The 15,163-nt window shown below is 72.5% G+C and carries 9 protein-coding genes; 6 read left to right on the top strand and 3 right to left on the bottom strand.

Annotated features, from left to right (window positions below; translation table 11 throughout):
• Positions 1–27 precede the first annotated feature (27 nt).
• Genes IF22_RS0126930 through fxsT form a run of 5 tightly spaced genes read left to right on the top strand, consistent with a single transcriptional unit; the run spans position 28 to position 8,958 of the window.
• Positions 28–2,304, top strand: coding sequence for an FxsB family cyclophane-forming radical SAM/SPASM peptide maturase (locus IF22_RS0126930; protein WP_245233745.1), 2,277 nt, complete (start codon positions 28–30; stop codon positions 2,302–2,304).
• Positions 2,288–3,112: an AAC(3) family N-acetyltransferase gene (locus IF22_RS0126925; protein WP_245233744.1), complete on the top strand. Its 825-nt coding sequence runs from the start codon at positions 2,288–2,290 to the stop codon at positions 3,110–3,112. The genes IF22_RS0126930 and IF22_RS0126925 overlap by 17 nt, the downstream gene beginning before the upstream one ends.
• 52 nt (positions 3,113–3,164) lie before the next feature.
• Positions 3,165–3,824 carry a TIR-like protein FxsC gene (locus IF22_RS0126920; protein ID WP_030336755.1) on the top strand — a complete coding sequence of 220 codons (660 nt, stop codon included), beginning with the start codon at positions 3,165–3,167 and terminating at the stop codon, positions 3,822–3,824.
• Complete coding sequence (locus IF22_RS0126915; RefSeq protein ID WP_051708808.1) at positions 3,821–5,092, top strand: TIR-like protein FxsC; 1,272 nt, start codon at positions 3,821–3,823, stop codon at positions 5,090–5,092. Before IF22_RS0126920 ends, IF22_RS0126915 begins: the two co-directional genes overlap by 4 nt.
• On the top strand, positions 5,089–8,958 hold the full coding sequence (gene fxsT / locus IF22_RS0126910; protein WP_030336751.1) for an FxSxx-COOH system tetratricopeptide repeat protein: 3,870 nt from the start codon (positions 5,089–5,091) through the stop codon (positions 8,956–8,958). Before IF22_RS0126915 ends, fxsT begins: the two co-directional genes overlap by 4 nt.
• A gap of 51 nt (positions 8,959–9,009) precedes the next feature.
• Here the strand turns inward: fxsT and IF22_RS0126905 are convergent, their stop codons facing one another.
• Positions 9,010–9,918 carry an alpha/beta fold hydrolase gene (locus IF22_RS0126905; RefSeq protein ID WP_030336749.1) on the bottom strand — a complete coding sequence of 303 codons (909 nt, stop codon included), beginning with the start codon at positions 9,916–9,918 and terminating at the stop codon, positions 9,010–9,012.
• 220 nt (positions 9,919–10,138) lie between these two features.
• On the opposite strand from IF22_RS0126905, the gene miaB reads away from it, so the two are divergent.
• Positions 10,139–11,632, top strand: coding sequence for a tRNA (N6-isopentenyl adenosine(37)-C2)-methylthiotransferase MiaB (gene miaB / locus IF22_RS0126900; protein WP_030336748.1), 1,494 nt, complete (start codon positions 10,139–10,141; stop codon positions 11,630–11,632).
• 39 nt (positions 11,633–11,671) lie between these two features.
• Here miaB and IF22_RS0126895 read toward each other — a convergent pair whose 3' ends face one another.
• Positions 11,672–13,033, bottom strand: coding sequence for a pectate lyase family protein (locus IF22_RS0126895; protein WP_030336745.1), 1,362 nt, complete (start codon positions 13,031–13,033; stop codon positions 11,672–11,674).
• A gap of 237 nt (positions 13,034–13,270) precedes the next feature.
• Positions 13,271–14,869 carry a cellulase family glycosylhydrolase gene (locus IF22_RS0126890; protein WP_030336743.1) on the bottom strand — a complete coding sequence of 533 codons (1,599 nt, stop codon included), beginning with the start codon at positions 14,867–14,869 and terminating at the stop codon, positions 13,271–13,273.
• Positions 14,870–15,163 lie beyond the last annotated feature (294 nt).

The following is a 15,163-nucleotide window of genomic DNA, read 5'->3' as shown; positions in this document are numbered from 1 at the left end:
GGATCATGCCGGCGGATCAGCCAGTTCGTGCTGAAGGTGCACAGCCGGTGTGACCTCAGCTGCGACCACTGCTACATCTACCAGCACGCCGACCAGACCTGGCGTGGCCGCCCGGCGCGAATGCCGCCGGCCACGGTCCGCCGAGCCGCGCGGCGCATCGCCGAGCACGCCCGCGAGCACGGGGTGCCGGTCGTGCACGTGGTGCTCCACGGGGGTGAGCCGCTGCTGTTGGGCGCCGCCGGGTTGCGGGAGGTGCTGGCCGAGCTGCGCGCGGCCATCACCCCCTGGGCCCGGCTGGACCTGCGCCTGCAGACCAACGGGGTGCTGCTCGACGAGGAGCTGTGCCGGCTCTTCGTCGAGTACGACGTGCGGGTCGGGGTGTCCCTCGACGGTGACCGTGCCGCCAACGACCGGCACCGGGTCTTCGCCCACGGTGGCAGCAGCCACGACCAGGTCCGGCGGGCACTGGCCCTGCTCCGGCGGCCGGAACACCGCGCCAGCTACGCCGGCATCCTCTGCACCGTCGACGTCCGCAACGATCCCGACCGGGTGTACGAGGCGCTGCTGGCCGAGCGCCCGCCCCGTGTCGACCTGCTGCTGCCACACGCCACCTGGGACCACCCCCCGCTTCGCCCCGGGCCCGACCCCACCCCGTACGCGCGGTGGCTGGGGCGGATCCACCGACGGTGGGTGGACGACGGGCGGCCGGTGTCGATCCGCATGTTCGAGGCGCTGCGCCCGGGCGGCGGAGGCACCGAGGCGTTCGGTCTCGCGCCGGCCGACGTGCTGGTCATCGAGACGGACGGCGCCTGGGAGCAGGTCGACTCGCTGAAGACCGCATACCACGGCGCGGCCGGCACCGGGCTCGACGTGTTCGACCACCCGGTGGACGAGGTCGTGCGGCACCCCGGGGTCGCGGTCCGGCAGGACGGCGTGGACGGGCTCTGCGCGACCTGCCGTGCCTGCCCGGTGGTCGACAGGTGCGGCGGCGGCCTGTACGCCCACCGCTGGCGCACCGGCTCCGGCTTCGACAACCCCTCGGTGTACTGCCCCGACCTGCTCGGCCTGATCGACGCGGTGAACGCCTACCCGCCGCCCACCCCGCCCGCGTCGGGCGAATGGTCCGCCACCGCGCCCGTCGACGAGTTGCTCGACGACCTGGCCACCGGGCACGGGTCGACGTCGACGCTCGCGCTGCTCGCCGCTACCCAGCTCTCCATCACCCGGGCGCTGTTGGCGGCCTGCCGGGACCGGTTCGGCAGCACTGCCGCCTGGGACCTGCTCATCCACCTCGACCAGGCGGCCCCGGACGCCGTCCAGGCGGTCCTGGCACACCCCTTCGTCCGGCCCGCGCTGGTGCACCGCCTCGACCCGGCGGCCCTGCCGGGCCTCGGCGCGGCACTCGACCCACTGCCGGCCCTCGCCGTCGCCGCGGCCCTGCGGGCCGGCGTGCCGGCCACGGTGCGCGTCCCGCTGCGGGCCGGCGCGATCACGGTGCCCACGCTCGGTGACCTGGTGCTACCCGGCCCGGGGGAGAGCGCCGAGGTGACCGTCGGGCCCGGCGAGTTCCGGGCCCGGATCGGGTCGGTCGAGCGGACGGTGTCCCTCGATCCGCTGGCGCCGCCGTCGACCGGTTGGCTGCCGACCCGCGACGTGCCGGTGCCCGGCGGCCGGTTGCTCATCGAGGACGGCGACCCGTACCGCGACTGCTACGGCCAGCCGGTGGAACCCCGCCTGGAGGCTCCGGCCGCGCGGGCGTTGGGCCGTACCCTGACCGACGCCTGGCGGGTCGTGCAGCGGGACGTGCCGGCGCACGCGGCGGCGCTCGACGGCGGCCTGCGTGCCGTCGTTCCGTTGGCCCCCGACCCGGCGCGACCACTGCGCAGCGCGACCGCCCGGCACGCGTTCGGCGCGGTCGCCGTCACCCCGCATCCCGACCCGGAGACGCTGGCGGTGCTGCTCGTGCACGAGTGGCAGCACGCGAAGCTGGGCGCGGTGCTCGACCTGTACGACCTTGTCGAACCCGGCCAGGGCACCCGGATCCGGGTGCCCTGGCGCCCTGACCCGCGACCACCTGAGGGCGTCCTGCAGGGCGTGTACGCTCACCTCGCCGTCACCCAGGTCTGGCGGTCCCGGGCGGACACCGACGATCCGGACGCGTCGGCGCAGGCGGCCCACTTCCGGGCGTGGACCCGGGACGGCGTCGAGGCGCTGCTGGCCAGCCGGTCGCTCACGGCGGCGGGCGAGCGGTTCGTCGGCCAGCTGCGCCACGCGCTGGAGGAGACCCGTGTCGGGTCCGGATGAGCAGCCACCGCCCCGCCTGGGCCGCTCCCGCCTCGCCGACGACCTGCGGGCGCTGGGCGTACGCCCGGGGGTGTGCCTGCTGGTGCACTGTGGCCTGCGGCGGGTGGGCCCGCTGGAGCACGGCCCCGCGACCCTCGCCGGCGCGCTGCGCGACGTCCTCGGCCCGGCCGGGACCCTGCTGGTGCCCACCCAGACCGACGGCAACTCGACCACCTCCCGCGCCCACCTGGCGGCCACCGCCGGCATGGACCGGGCGCAGCGCGAGCGGTATGAGGCGGCGCTGCCGGGCTGGGACCGGCGCAGCACCCCCTCGCAACGGATGGGTGTGCTCGCCGAGTACGTCCGGTGCACCCCCGGGGCGGTGCGCAGCGACCATCCGCAGACCTCGTTCGCCGCGCTCGGCCCCCGGGCCCGGCAGCTCACCGACGGTCATGACCTCACCTGCCACCTGGGGGAACGCTCACCGGTTGGCGGCCTCTACGCGGCGGACGGGCAGATCCTGCTGCTCGGCCTCGGCTACGAGGCGTGCAGTGCCCTGCACCTGGCCGAGTACCGGCTGCCGGTGCCGCCGCCCGAGCGCGACTACCACTGTTTCCGGCTCGTCGACGGGCGGCGGGTCCGCCTCGACTTCCGGGCGCTCGACCTGGACGACCGGGACTTCCCGAAGGTGGGTGCCGCGCTCGACGAGACGCCGTTGGTGCGCCACGGTCGGGTGGGGCGGGCCGACGCCCGTCTGCTGCCGGCGCGGGCCGCTGTCGACTTCGCGACTGCCTGGTTCGCCGCGAACCGGTTGGCGGCGCGGCGTTGACGCGGGGACTACGCTGATGTTCCGGCCGCGTGGGGAGGGCGGAGGGGCAGCGGTGAGCACAGTGGACGCACCCTCCGGAGCGCGCGCCCCGCTCTTCTTCATCAGCTATTCGCGGGCGCCGGTCGGCCGGGCCACCGGCAAACCCGCCGAATACGTCTCCCGTTTCTTCGAGGACCTCTCCGTCCATGTCAGCGAGCTGGTCGGCCCGGTGACCGGAGTGGACGCCGGCTTCCTGGACACCTCCATCGCCGGTGGCGAACGCTGGAGCCCGGAGCTGCTCCAGGCCGCCGGCACCTGCCAGGTCTTCGTTCCGCTGGTGTCCAGCGCGCTGCTCGGCAGCGAGTGGTGCGGCCGGGAGTGGGACGCGTTCTCCCGCCGGCGGATCACCCCGCGACACAGCTCCGCGTCGGTGCACGAGACGGCGATCGTGCCGGTCACCTGGTCGCCGACCAACGGCACGGCACTGCCTCGGGTGCTCCGCGACATCCAGCGCTTCTCCCCGACCGCGATGCCGGATCCCGACATCGCGGTGCACTACCAGCGGGACGGGGTCTATGGCTTGCTGACCATGCAGTGGGAGAACGCGTACCGGGCGGTGGTCTGGCGGCTCGCGCAGCGGATCGTCGCCATCCACCGGTCCTACCTGGTCGAACCCTGGGTGCCGGCGAGCGTGGACGAGCTGTGCAACCGGTTCGCCGAGGAGCCGTCGTGAGCCCGCCGACGGACCGGCGTCGGTCGGGGGCGCGCGGGACGTACTTCTTCCTGAGCTACGCCCACTCGGCGCCCCCGCCGGGCGCCCGGGCCGACGCCGACGTCTGGGTCGGCCAGTTCTTCGCCGATCTGACCGACGAGGTGCGGCGTCAGGCGCGACCGGTCGCCGGGATGCGGATCGGCTTCTTCGACCAGCACATCCCGTTGGGCGCCGACTGGAAGGCCGCGCTCGCCGACGCGCTCGGTGACGCCGAGGTCTTCGTCCCGCTCTACTCACCCGGCTACTTCAGCCGCCCCTGGGCACTGGGGGAGCAGGAGTCCTTCCGGGCCCGGCTGGCCGCCGCCGGCCCGGCCCGGCTCACCGCCGGGCACCTCACCCCGGTGCTGTGGATCCCGTTCCCCCCGTGGGAGGCCCACCCGGAGCTGGACGGCGCCCTCGACCTGGGCCGCGACGTCCCGGAGTACGCCGCCGACGGCCTGCGCGCGTTCTGCATGCTGGCCTCCTACCGGACCCAGTACGAGCTGCTGCTGAGCCGGCTGGCGAGCCGGATCGTGCACACCGCCGAGCGGCGACCAATGGGCCCGTCCCGAGCGCCCGGCCTGGACGAGGTGGTCCGCCCGGCGCCGACCGACCCGGACTTCGTCGTCGCCGTCCTGGCCCCGACCCGGGACCGGCTGCCGACCGATCGCGACCCCGCCGGCTACGCCGCCAGCGGCCGGCTCTGGCGGCCGTACGGGCGCAGCCAGCAGCTGCCCGCCGCCGAGTACGCGGCCAGCACCGCCGAGCGGCTCGGGCTGTCGGCCCGGACGGAGGACTTCGCGCAGGCCTCGGCGCTGCTCGACCGGCGGCCCGCGGTGCTGCTCGTCGACCCGTGGATCGCGGCGGCCCCGGACGCGGCCAAGGTCCTCGCCCGGATGGTGCGCGGCCTGCGCGAGTGGGTCGTTCCGCTGGTGGTCACCGACGACGACGACACGCAGGACGCCACCCACTGGGCCACCGAGGTGACCCAGCTCCTGCAGGACGCCGGTCTGCCCCAGGTGAAGCGCGCGTGCAGCATGCCGGAGTTCGTCGACCTGATGCCGGCGTTGGTCACCGAGGCGCGCCGGCAGTTCCTCAAGCACGGCCCGGTCGTCCCCTTCGAACCACCACCGGAGCCGGTGCCGCGTCTGCGTGACGGCCTGCCCGCGGCCGGTTCGATCGTGTCGACCGACTCCGCGTCCCCGCCTGATGATCCGGCCCCACCGCGTCCCCACGGAGAAGACCGATGAACAACGATCGCGAAGGCCAGGTCGTCACCTTCTACTCGTTCAAGGGTGGAACGGGCCGGACGATGGCGCTGGCCAACGTCGCCTGGATCCTGGCGGCCAGCGGCCGGCGGGTGCTCGTCGCCGACTGGGACCTCGAGTCGCCGGGTCTGCACCGCTTCTTCCACCCGTTCCTCGACGCCGAGGCGATCCAGGGCACCAGCGGCGTGATCGACATGATCCGCGACTACGAGTGGGAGACCACCCGGGTCAACGACCGGCCGGACCGCTGGATGGAGCAGTACGCCCGGGTCGGGCGGCACGCCTTTTCACTGCGGTGGACCTTCCCCGACGGTGGTGGCCTCGACTTCCTCTCCGCCGGCCGGCAGAACAGCGACTACGCCGTGTCAGTGAGCGGCCTGGACTGGGACAACTTCTACAACCGGCTGGGCGGGGCGCAGTTCTTCGAGGCGCTGCGGGCGGACATGAAACGCCAGTACGACTTCACCCTGATCGACAGTCGGACGGGGTTGAGCGACGTCGCCGACATCTGCACCCTGCACCTGCCGGACACCCTTGTCGACTGCTTCACCCTCAGCGACCAGGGCATCGACGGCGCGGCCCGGGTGGCGCACTCGGTCCGGGACCGGTACCGGCGGCGCGACATCCGGGTGCTGCCGGTGCCGATGCGGGTCGACCAGGCGGAGAAGGAGCGGGCCGAGGCGGGTCGCCTGTTGGCCATGCGCCGCTTCGCCGGCCTGCCGGCGGGCATGACCGAGGCGGAACGGCGGCGCTACTGGGCCGCGGTGGAGGTCCCGTACCGACCGTTCTACGCGTACGAGGAGACCCTCGCCACGTTCGGCGATCCGCCGGGCTCACCGACGTCGCTGCTGGCCGCGTTCGAGACGTTGACGGGGATCCTCACCGACGGGGCGGTGACCGCGCTGCCGGTGATGGACGAGTCGGTGCGGGAGCGGGGCAAGGCCCGGTTCCGCCGCCGCACCGAGGCGATCGACGACCAGATCGTGCTCCGGTACGCGCCGGAGGACGCCATCTGGGCCGAGTGGCTGGAGCGGGTGCTCAGCTCGGCGGGGCTGCGGGTGGTGGAGCCCACCGCCGCCGTCGGGTCCGCCGGTACGCCGGCACCGCGCACGCTGACGGTGGTCTCGCCGGCCTACGTGGCGACGCCGTCGGGCGGTCTGCCCGACCGCGACACGAGCACCGGCTCCACGGCCCTAGCCGTCTACGTCGCCGACCTGCGCCCGCTGGCGGAGTTCCCGTCGCAGAGCTCCACCAACCTGGTCAACGTGAGCGCCGCGACCGCCGTGGAGCGGGTGTTGCGGCTGGTCGGCCGGCCGGTGCCGTCGTCGGCGGACGGGCCGGCCGGTGGGGCGACCCGTTTCCCCGGCACCGAGCCGTTGATCTTCAACGCGCCCAACCGGAACGCCCGGTTCACCGGCCGGGAGGACGACCTGGCGCGGCTGCGCGCGCAGTTGCAGAGCGGGGGCAGCGCGGTGGTGCTGCCGGTCGCCCTGCAGGGCATGGGCGGCGTCGGAAAGACGCAGGTGGCCCTGGAGTACGTGCACCGGTTCAAAGCCGCGTACGACGTGGTGTGGTGGATCGTGGCGGACCCGCCGCAGTTCGTCGACAGCGCTCTCGCCGACCTCGCCGGTCGCCTCGGCATCCTCGTCGGCCCCACCCTGCCCGACACGGTCCGGTCGGTGCTGCAGGTGCTCGGCCGTGGTGAGCCGTACGAGCGGTGGCTCGTCGTGCTGGACAACGCCGAGGAGCTCGACCAGATCGAGCCCTTCCTGCCGCAGGGCCCCGGGCACGTCCTGCTGACCTCCCGCAACCGCGCCTGGGGTGACCGGGCGAACCCGATCCAGGTGGACGTCTTCGACCGCACCGAGAGCGTGGCGCACCTCGCCCAGCGGGTGCCCACGATCAGCGCCGAGGAGGCCGACCGGGTGGCCGAGGCGCTCGGTGACCTGCCGATCGCGGTGGCCGCGGCGGGCGCCTGGCTGGCCGACACCGGCACGTCGGTCGGTGACTACCTGCGGCAGATCGAGCGGCACGGCCCCAGCGCCCTCTCCGTGGAGGCAACCTGGGACCTGTCACTGAACCGGCTGCTCGAACAGGCGCCCGCCGCGTACCGGCTGTTGCAGCTCTGTTCGGTGCTGGCCCCGGAGATCGCCCTCGAACTCATCTACAGCGACGAGATGGCGGCGGCCCTGGTCCCGTTCGACCCGTCGGTGTCGGAGCGGCTCGTGCGCGGCGCCCTGGTCCAGCAGATCAACCGTCTGGCGCTGCTCAAACTCGACGTCCAGGGCGGTCGCGTCCAGGTGCACCGGCTGTTGCAGGCGGTGGTCCGCGACCGGATGACCGAGGACGAGATCACCGCCGCCCGACACCAGGTGCACCTGGTGCTGGCCGCGTCCCGGCCCCGGGGCGACGTGGACGACCCGACCACCTGGGCCCGGTTGCGCATGCTCTGGCCGCACCTGGAGGTCTCCGAGGCGTTGACCTGCCCCGACGAGTCGGTGTGCCAACTGCTGATCGACCGGGTCCGTTACCTGTGGCAGCGCGGCGGCCTGAACCAGGCCGACGGGTTCAGCCAGGAGGTGGACGACACCTGGAGCGCCCGGCTCGGCGACACGCGTGACGAGGTCGAGGCGTCGGCGCTGCACCGACAGTTGCTGCACCTGCGGTTCAACCGGGCGAACATCCTGCGCAGCCTGGGCCGGTTCAACGAGGCCCGGGACCTGGACGAGGCGGTGCTGGCCGAGCAGCGTCGGCTGTTGGGCCCACTGCACCCGCACAGCCTGATGACGGCCGGCAGCCTCGGTGGTGACCTGCGGGCGCTCGGCCGCTACGCCGAGGCCCTGGAGCGGGACCGGTCCACCTACGCCTCGTGGTTGCAGGTGTTCGGCGAGGACCACCCCCGGACGTTGAGCGCGGCCAACAACCTCGCCGTCTCGTACCGGCTGGTCGGTGACTACCGGTCGGCCCGCCGGTGGGACGACGAGGTGCACCAGCGGCGGCGGCTGGTGCTCGGCCCCACCCATCCGTACACCCTCGTCTCCGCCCTGCGGTTGGGCAGTGACCTGCGGGAAGCCGGCGAGTACGAGAGGTCGGCCACGCTGCTGCGCACGGTGTACGACACGTACTGCGAGGTGCTCGGCCCGGATGACGGCCAGAGTCTCGCCGCCCAGGTCAACCTGGCGGTGTCGATGCGCAGCTCCGGTCGGGGCAGCGAGGCGGCACCGATGTTCGAGACGGCCTACCGCGAACTCGACGAACGCTTCGGTCCGGACAACCCGGACACGGTGGCGTGCCGGTCGAGTCGCGCGGCGAACCTGTTGGCGGTGGGTGACGCGGCTCGGGCGCTGGCCGAGATGAACGCCGTGCGCGTGGCGTTCGAGGAGCAGCTCCGGCTCGGCCCGGAGCACCCGCACGTGCTGGCGACGGTGAGCAACATCTCCGCGGCGGAGCGTGCGCTGGGCCGCAGGTCGGACGCGCTCGCCTCGGCGGCCCGGGCGGTCGGCGAGTTGCGCAAGGTGCTCGGCCCGGACCACCCGCACACCCTCGCGGCGGAGGTCAACCAGGCGGTGTGCCTGGCCGAGGAGGGTGACTGGGAGTCGGCGCGGGACCGGTTGCGGGAGGCCGCCGGCCGGCTGGCCACGGTGATCGGTGCGGACCACCCGGACACGCTGCGCTGCCTCGGCGATCTCGCCCTGGTGGCGCGGCGGGCCGGGGACGGCCCGGCCACCGAGGACGTCGGCGTGGTGGCGGACCGGCTGGCCGAGGTGATCGGTGTGGAGCACCCCACCGTGCGGACCCTGCGCGAACGGCGGTTCGTGGTCCGGGTGATCGACCCGCACACCATCTGATCGGGTCGTTCGGCGGGCGGGTCCGATGTCCGGGCCCGCCCGGCCGGGCGTTCAGAGGTGCGGGCTGGTCGCGAGGTCCGGCGTGGCCAGCCAGGCCAGGGTCTGCGGGAGGATTTCCACGGCCCCGAAGTGCGCGGCGCCGGGCTGCACCTGCACCTCGGCGCGTGGGATCCGCGAGGCGAGCCAGTGGGAGTGCTCCACCGGGGAGAAGCGGTCCTGCTCGCCGTGCCAGAGACGGACCTCCGCACGGATGGCGCCCAGGTCGAACCCCCAGCCGCGCCGGATCGCCAGGACGTCGTCGATCCATCCCTCGGGGCCGTGGCGCAGCGCCTCGGAGTACATGTCGGTCAGCAGTCGGCGGATCGCCACGTCGTCGACGACCCGGATGTCCTCGTCGGGCAGTTGGGGGCGGAGGAAGTCCAGTAGCGTCATCGGGTCCCGGCGGGCCTCGTCCGCGCGAACCTTCAGGTTGAGCGTCAGCTCGGCCAGGTCCTCGTCGGCCTGCCCGTAGTCCTCGATGTTCGATTCCGCCATGCCCGCGTACCAGTCGAGGTCGGGTGCGCCGGCCGGGGCGAGCCCCACCAGCACGGCGGCCCTGGTGACCCGGTCCGGCAGCAGCGCGGCGCAGGCCAGGGCGTGTGGTCCGCCACCGGATCGGCCCACCACGGCGAACCGGTCGATGCCGAGGTCGTCGGCGATCGCCGCCACGTCGGCGGCGGCGTCGGCCACCCGTCGACCCTCGTGCCGGTCGGAGTCGCCGTACCCGGGGCGGTCGTAGCAGACGAGGTGCACGCCGAGGCGGTAGACGACGATGCCGCGGGGTCGGGGGCCGCTGCGGCTGCCGGGGGTGCCGTGCAGCAGGAAGACCGCCGGCCCGTCCGGTGCGCCCGAGGTCTCCACCGCGAGGTGCCGGCCGTCCGGGGTCGTGACGGTGCGCTGTGTCGCCTCTTGTCGCGTCACGGTTGGCCTCCCGCGGGTCGTCATGTGCTCCCCCGTGAACGGAGCCGCGCATCGTCGGCGCCGAGTGCAAAGCCCCCGAAATCGCCCAGAACACATCCTTGTTGTGCAGCGTACTGCCCGTCGTGGATGCCCGCTATGGGCCGGCGGGTCAATGCCGGTGGGTTGGGGCACCCGAAGGGGCCGCTACCCTGGTAGCCCGAGGGGAAGGGGCACCAAGAGGGTGGCTAGGACCTACAACGTCGTGACGTACGGCTGCCAGATGAACGTGCACGATTCCGAACGGATCTCCGGCCTGCTGGAACAGGCCGGCTACGTGCGCGCCGTGCCGACCGACGACACCCCGGACATCGTCGTCTTCAACACCTGCGCCGTCCGGGAGAACGCGGACAACCGGCTCTACGGCAACCTCGGTCGGCTGCGCCCGGTGAAGGACAAGCACCCCGGGATGCAGATCGCTGTCGGCGGCTGCCTGGCCCAGAAGGACCGCGGCGACATCGTCCGCAAGGCGCCCTGGGTGGACGTGGTCTTCGGCACCCACAACATCGGCGCGCTGCCGGTGCTGCTGGAGCGGGCCCGGCACAACGCCGCCGCCGAGGTGGAGATCCTCGAGTCCCTCGACGTCTTCCCGTCCACGCTGCCCACCCGCCGCGAGTCCACCTACGCCGGCTGGGTGTCGATCTCGGTGGGCTGCAACAACACCTGCACGTTCTGCATCGTGCCCGCGCTGCGCGGCAAGGAGAAGGACCGGCGCCCCGGCGACATCCTCTCCGAGGTGCGCGCCCTGGTCGACGAGGGCGTGCTGGAGGTGACCCTGCTCGGGCAGAACGTCAACTCCTACGGTGTCGAGTTCGGCGACCGGTACGCGTTCGGCAAACTGCTGCGGGCCTGCGGCGACATCGACGGCCTGGAGCGGGTCCGGTTCACGAGCCCGCACCCGAAGGACTTCACCGACGACGTGATCGCCGCGATGGCCGAGACGCCGAACGTCTGCCACTCGCTGCACATGCCGTTGCAGTCCGGCTCCGACGACGTGCTCAAGGCGATGCGTCGGTCCTACCGCTCCGAGCGCTACCTGGGGATCATCGAGAAGGTCCGGGCGGCGATGCCGGACGCGGCGATCACCACCGACATCATCGTCGGCTTCCCCGGTGAGACCGAGGCCGACTTCCAGCGCACCCTGGACGTGGTCCGCGAGGCACGGTTCTCCTCGGCCTTCACCTTCCAGTACTCGAAGCGGCCCGGCACCCCCGCCGCGACAATGGACGACCAGCTGCCCAAGCAGGTCGTGCAGGAGCGCTACGAGCGGCTGGTCGCCTGCGTCGAGGAGATCACCTGGGCGGAGAACAAGCGCCTCGTCGGGGAGACCGTCGAGGTGCTGGTGGCCGTCGGCGAGGGCCGCAAGGACGAGCGGACCGGCCGGATGTCCGGTCGGGCCCGCGACGGTCGGCTCGTGCACTTCGCCACCGGGACGCCCGGCGGGGAGTCCCTCGCCGGTCAGATCCGGCCGGGCGACATCGTGCACACCACGATCACGTACGCCGCGCCGCATCACCTGAACGCCGACGGCGCGCCGGTGGCGCACCGGCGTACCCGGGCCGGCGACGCGGCCGAGGCGGGTCGCTCCCCGCGTACCCCCGGGGTGCTGCTCGGTCTGCCGACGATCGGCGCACCGCCGGTCGCGCCTGCCCCCGCCGCCGGCTGCGCCACCCACTGACCGCACGGAAGGGCCCCTCGCCGAGGGGCCCTTCCGCGGTCAGACGGTGATCTTGCCGGCGCCGGCGCCCGCCGTCACGATGGACTTGACGTTGCTCGCGGTGTCCAGCTGGTACGAGTACGGGATGCTGGCCACGCTGCCGCCGGCCTGGCCGGTGGGCGAGTTGACGAAGTGGTTGTTGCGGGCGACCAGGCTGCCGGGCCCCGAGTCGCCCTCACCGAGGTGGTACGGGTCGTCGACGTTCTCGAAGTAGTTGCCCTCGACGAGCACGCCGGCGTTCTCGGTGGAGGCCACGCCGTAGCCGCCGTTGGCCCGGTAGTAGTTGTTGTACACGTGCACCGGGTTGCCGAAGCGCACCCGGGGGTTGCGCTGGTTGCTGCCGTCGAACCAGTTGTGGTGGTAGCTGACCCGCAGGTGACCGACGTCCTGGCCGGCGTTGTCGTCGCTGTGGCCGAGCAGCATGGTCTTGTCGTGGCTGAAGACCCGGTTCCACGAGACGGTGACGAAGTCCGAGCCGCGCTTGATGTCGACGGCGCCGTCGTAGCCGTTGCTGAAGCTGTTGTGGTCGATCCAGATGTTGGTGGCCGACTCCTGCACGTTGATCGCGTCGTCGTTCCAGTTGCGGAAGGTCAGGTTGCGGATGATCACGTTGCGGTCACCGCTGATGTTGAATCCGCAGCCGACGATCGTCGCCCCGTAGTTGCCGAGGATGGTCTTGTTGGACCGGACCCGCAGCATGCCGGAGCAGGTGATGGTCCCGGTCACCCGGATCACCGCGGCGCCGGTGGCGTTCAGCGCGCTGGTCAGGCCCGACGCGTTGCTGACGGTGGTGGTGCCGGCGTTGCCGCCGCCGGTGGTGCCGCCGTTCTGGGTGGCCCAGCCGACCAGTGCCGACGGCTGCTGGCCGGGCGGGGGAGTGCTCGATGGTGGCGGGGTGCTCGGCGGTGGGGTGCTGGGCGGCGGCGTGGTCGGTGTGGTGCTGCCGGTGCAGGCGACGTTGTTCACTGTGAAGCTGCTCGGCGCGGGGTTGCTGGAGTTGTTCCAGCTGGCGTTGAAGCCGAACGTGGCGCTGCCGTTGGTCGCCAGGTTGCCGTTGTAGTCGACGTTGGTCGCGGAGACCTGGCTGCCGCTCTGCGTGGCGGTGGCGCCCCACGCCTGGCTGACCTGCTGACCGGCCCCGTACGACCAGCGCAGCGTCCACCCGGAGATCGGGTCGCCGAGGTTGGTGACAGTGACGTTTCCGGTGAATCCGCCCGGCCACTGGCTGGCGACCGAGTACGCCACCTGGCAGCCGGCGGCCGCCTGGGCGGACACGGAGGTCAGCAGCCCGGCGGTGACGAGGGCGGCGGTCGCTGCGGCCGTGGTGGCGATCAGCGTTGTTCGACGGCGTGCTGTGCGCATGCTGCTTCCTTTCGGTGAGGCGGACGGAGGTGTCGCGACGCCCATGCCCGTGGGCGGCGAGTCTCGGCCGGGACCAGTGGTCCTCGGGCCCGCCAGTGCAGGTTCGTGAAGGAAAGCGGCTCCCGCGCTCGCGCCCACCGACGAAGAGGCAAGCGCTTTCCCGATAAAAGCATAGGCGAACCTCGATGTAAATGGCCGGGACGGCCGATGCGGTGCGCACCGGCCGTCCCGGGTGGTTCAGCAGCTGGTGCCGTTGAGTTTCACGGTGCCCGGCGCGCTGGCCGTGCCGTTGGCGGTGAAGCCCACGGTGACCGACCCGCCCGCCGGCAGCGACGGGGCGTGACTCGGGGCGGCGGCGGTGACCGTCGTGCCGGACTGCGTGACTGTGGCGTTCCAGCCACTGCCCAACGTCACCCCGGACGGCCAACTCCAGGTGACCGACCAGGGGTTCACCGCGCCCGAGCCGGTGTTCTTCACCGTCAACTCACCCTGGAAGCCGCCCTGCCAGGCGTTCACCTGCCGGTACGTGGCCGTGCAGGCGCCGGTCGGCGGGTCCGTCGGCCCACCCGTCGGGCCACCGGTCGGCCCACCCGTCGGCCCGCCCGTGCCACCCGACGGCGCGATCAGGTACGGCTGCAGAATCGCCTGCTTGGCGGTGTTGATATTGGTCCAGTCGTCCAACGCGATGCCGCCGGTGTCACCCGAGTTGGGGTTCCACGACCAGTAGGTGAAGGACATCCCGGTCACCCCGGTCCCGGTGTACGCCATCAACTTCTCCAGCCACACCTTGTCCTTCGGGTCGACAAGGGTGCTGCCGAACTCGCCCATCATGATCGGCGCGATGTTCTGCTTGTAGAGGTAACCGAAGTACTTGTCCCAGATGGCCGGCATGTTCGCCGGGTAGTCCGGGGCGTCGAACCAGGTCTGCCGGTACACCGAGGTCGCGTACTCGTGCGGCGAGTAGACCAGCCGGTTCGCCACGTTCAGCCGTACCGGGAACTGCCCCGCCTTCGACAGGTTGCCGCCCCACCAGCCGCAGTCCTCGTCATTGCTCGGGTCGTTGTCCCAGACGTTGGAGAGGCCACCGCTGGGGCAGCTCACCCCCTCGACGAAGATCAACCAGTTGGGCTGGACGCCGAGGATGGCGTTTCCGGCCCGCTCGGCGGCGAGCCGCCAGTCCCGGCTGGTGTCACCGCAGCCCCAGCACGCGCCGGTGGCCGCCGGGTTGGTGCCCTCCGCGTGCGGCTCGTTGTGCAGGTCGGCGCCGATCACCGTCGGGTTGCCCGCGTACCGCTGGGCGAGCATCTTCCAGTCGTTGATCCAGGTCGCCTCGGAGACCGTCGAGGTGTACCAGAGCGGCGACTGCCCGGCCGCCGTCGGCCGGTGCCGGTCCAGGATGATCCGCATGCCCTTGCTGCCGGCATAGTCGATCACCTTGTCCAGGATCTGCAACGGCGACAGCCCGATCAGGTCCGGGTTGACGAAGTCGTTGATCCCACTGGCCGTCGCGCCCGGCTTCAGCGCGTCGTTCGAGTACGGCACCCGCAGCGTGTTGTAACCCAGCCGGGCCATCGTGTCGAGCTGCCCCTTCCACGGGTTGTTCGACCACAACCCGTGGAAGGTCTTGTTGTCGGTCTCCATGCCGAACCAGTTGATGCCGGTCAACCGGACCGTGGCACCGGTGCTGTCCACGATCTGGTTGCCGCTGGTGTGCAGATAACCGGTACCGGTGCCAGCGGCAACGGCCGGACTGGTGCTGGCGGCGGCGATGAACACGCCGGCCGCGACGGTGACGAGCGCGGTGAGCGCGCCGCCGAGAGCTTTGGGACGGAACATTCGAGCTCCACTTCGGAGGTCCGGCGCCGTCCAGTGACGATGCCGGCGGGCGGCCGTGCGCACGTCACGGTCCCTCAGGGGTACGCGGACAGTGCGCGACGGCCCATGTCACGCGGACGTGTCACTCGCGCAGGCTCACCGGCGACCCTCGACGGCGGTTGCTCCGCCTTCGTCGCCCTCGTGCCGGTGGCCCTACCTGACTCCGTCGCTCATTCTGATCAGCCCAGGTCAATGCGTCAACCTGCGCCCCCGCCCACCCCGCCCTGCCCCGCCCCGCCCCCGCCGTCCCGGCGC

It is taken from the genome of Micromonospora parva (genome assembly GCF_000718515.1).
Lineage (GTDB): Bacteria > Actinomycetota > Actinomycetes > Mycobacteriales > Micromonosporaceae > Micromonospora > Micromonospora parva.
The sequence above is the reverse complement of the archived record's forward strand: the minus strand, read 5'-3'. Positions and strand labels throughout refer to the sequence as shown.

Coding starts and splice junctions, on each gene's coding strand:
- IF22_RS0126895 (WP_030336745.1), bottom strand. CDS start 13,033: ATGCGCACAGCACGCCGTCGAACAACGCTGATCGCCACCACGGCCGCA.
- fxsT (WP_030336751.1), top strand. CDS start 5,089: ATGAACAACGATCGCGAAGGCCAGGTCGTCACCTTCTACTCGTTCAAG.
- IF22_RS0126890 (WP_030336743.1), bottom strand. CDS start 14,869: ATGTTCCGTCCCAAAGCTCTCGGCGGCGCGCTCACCGCGCTCGTCACC.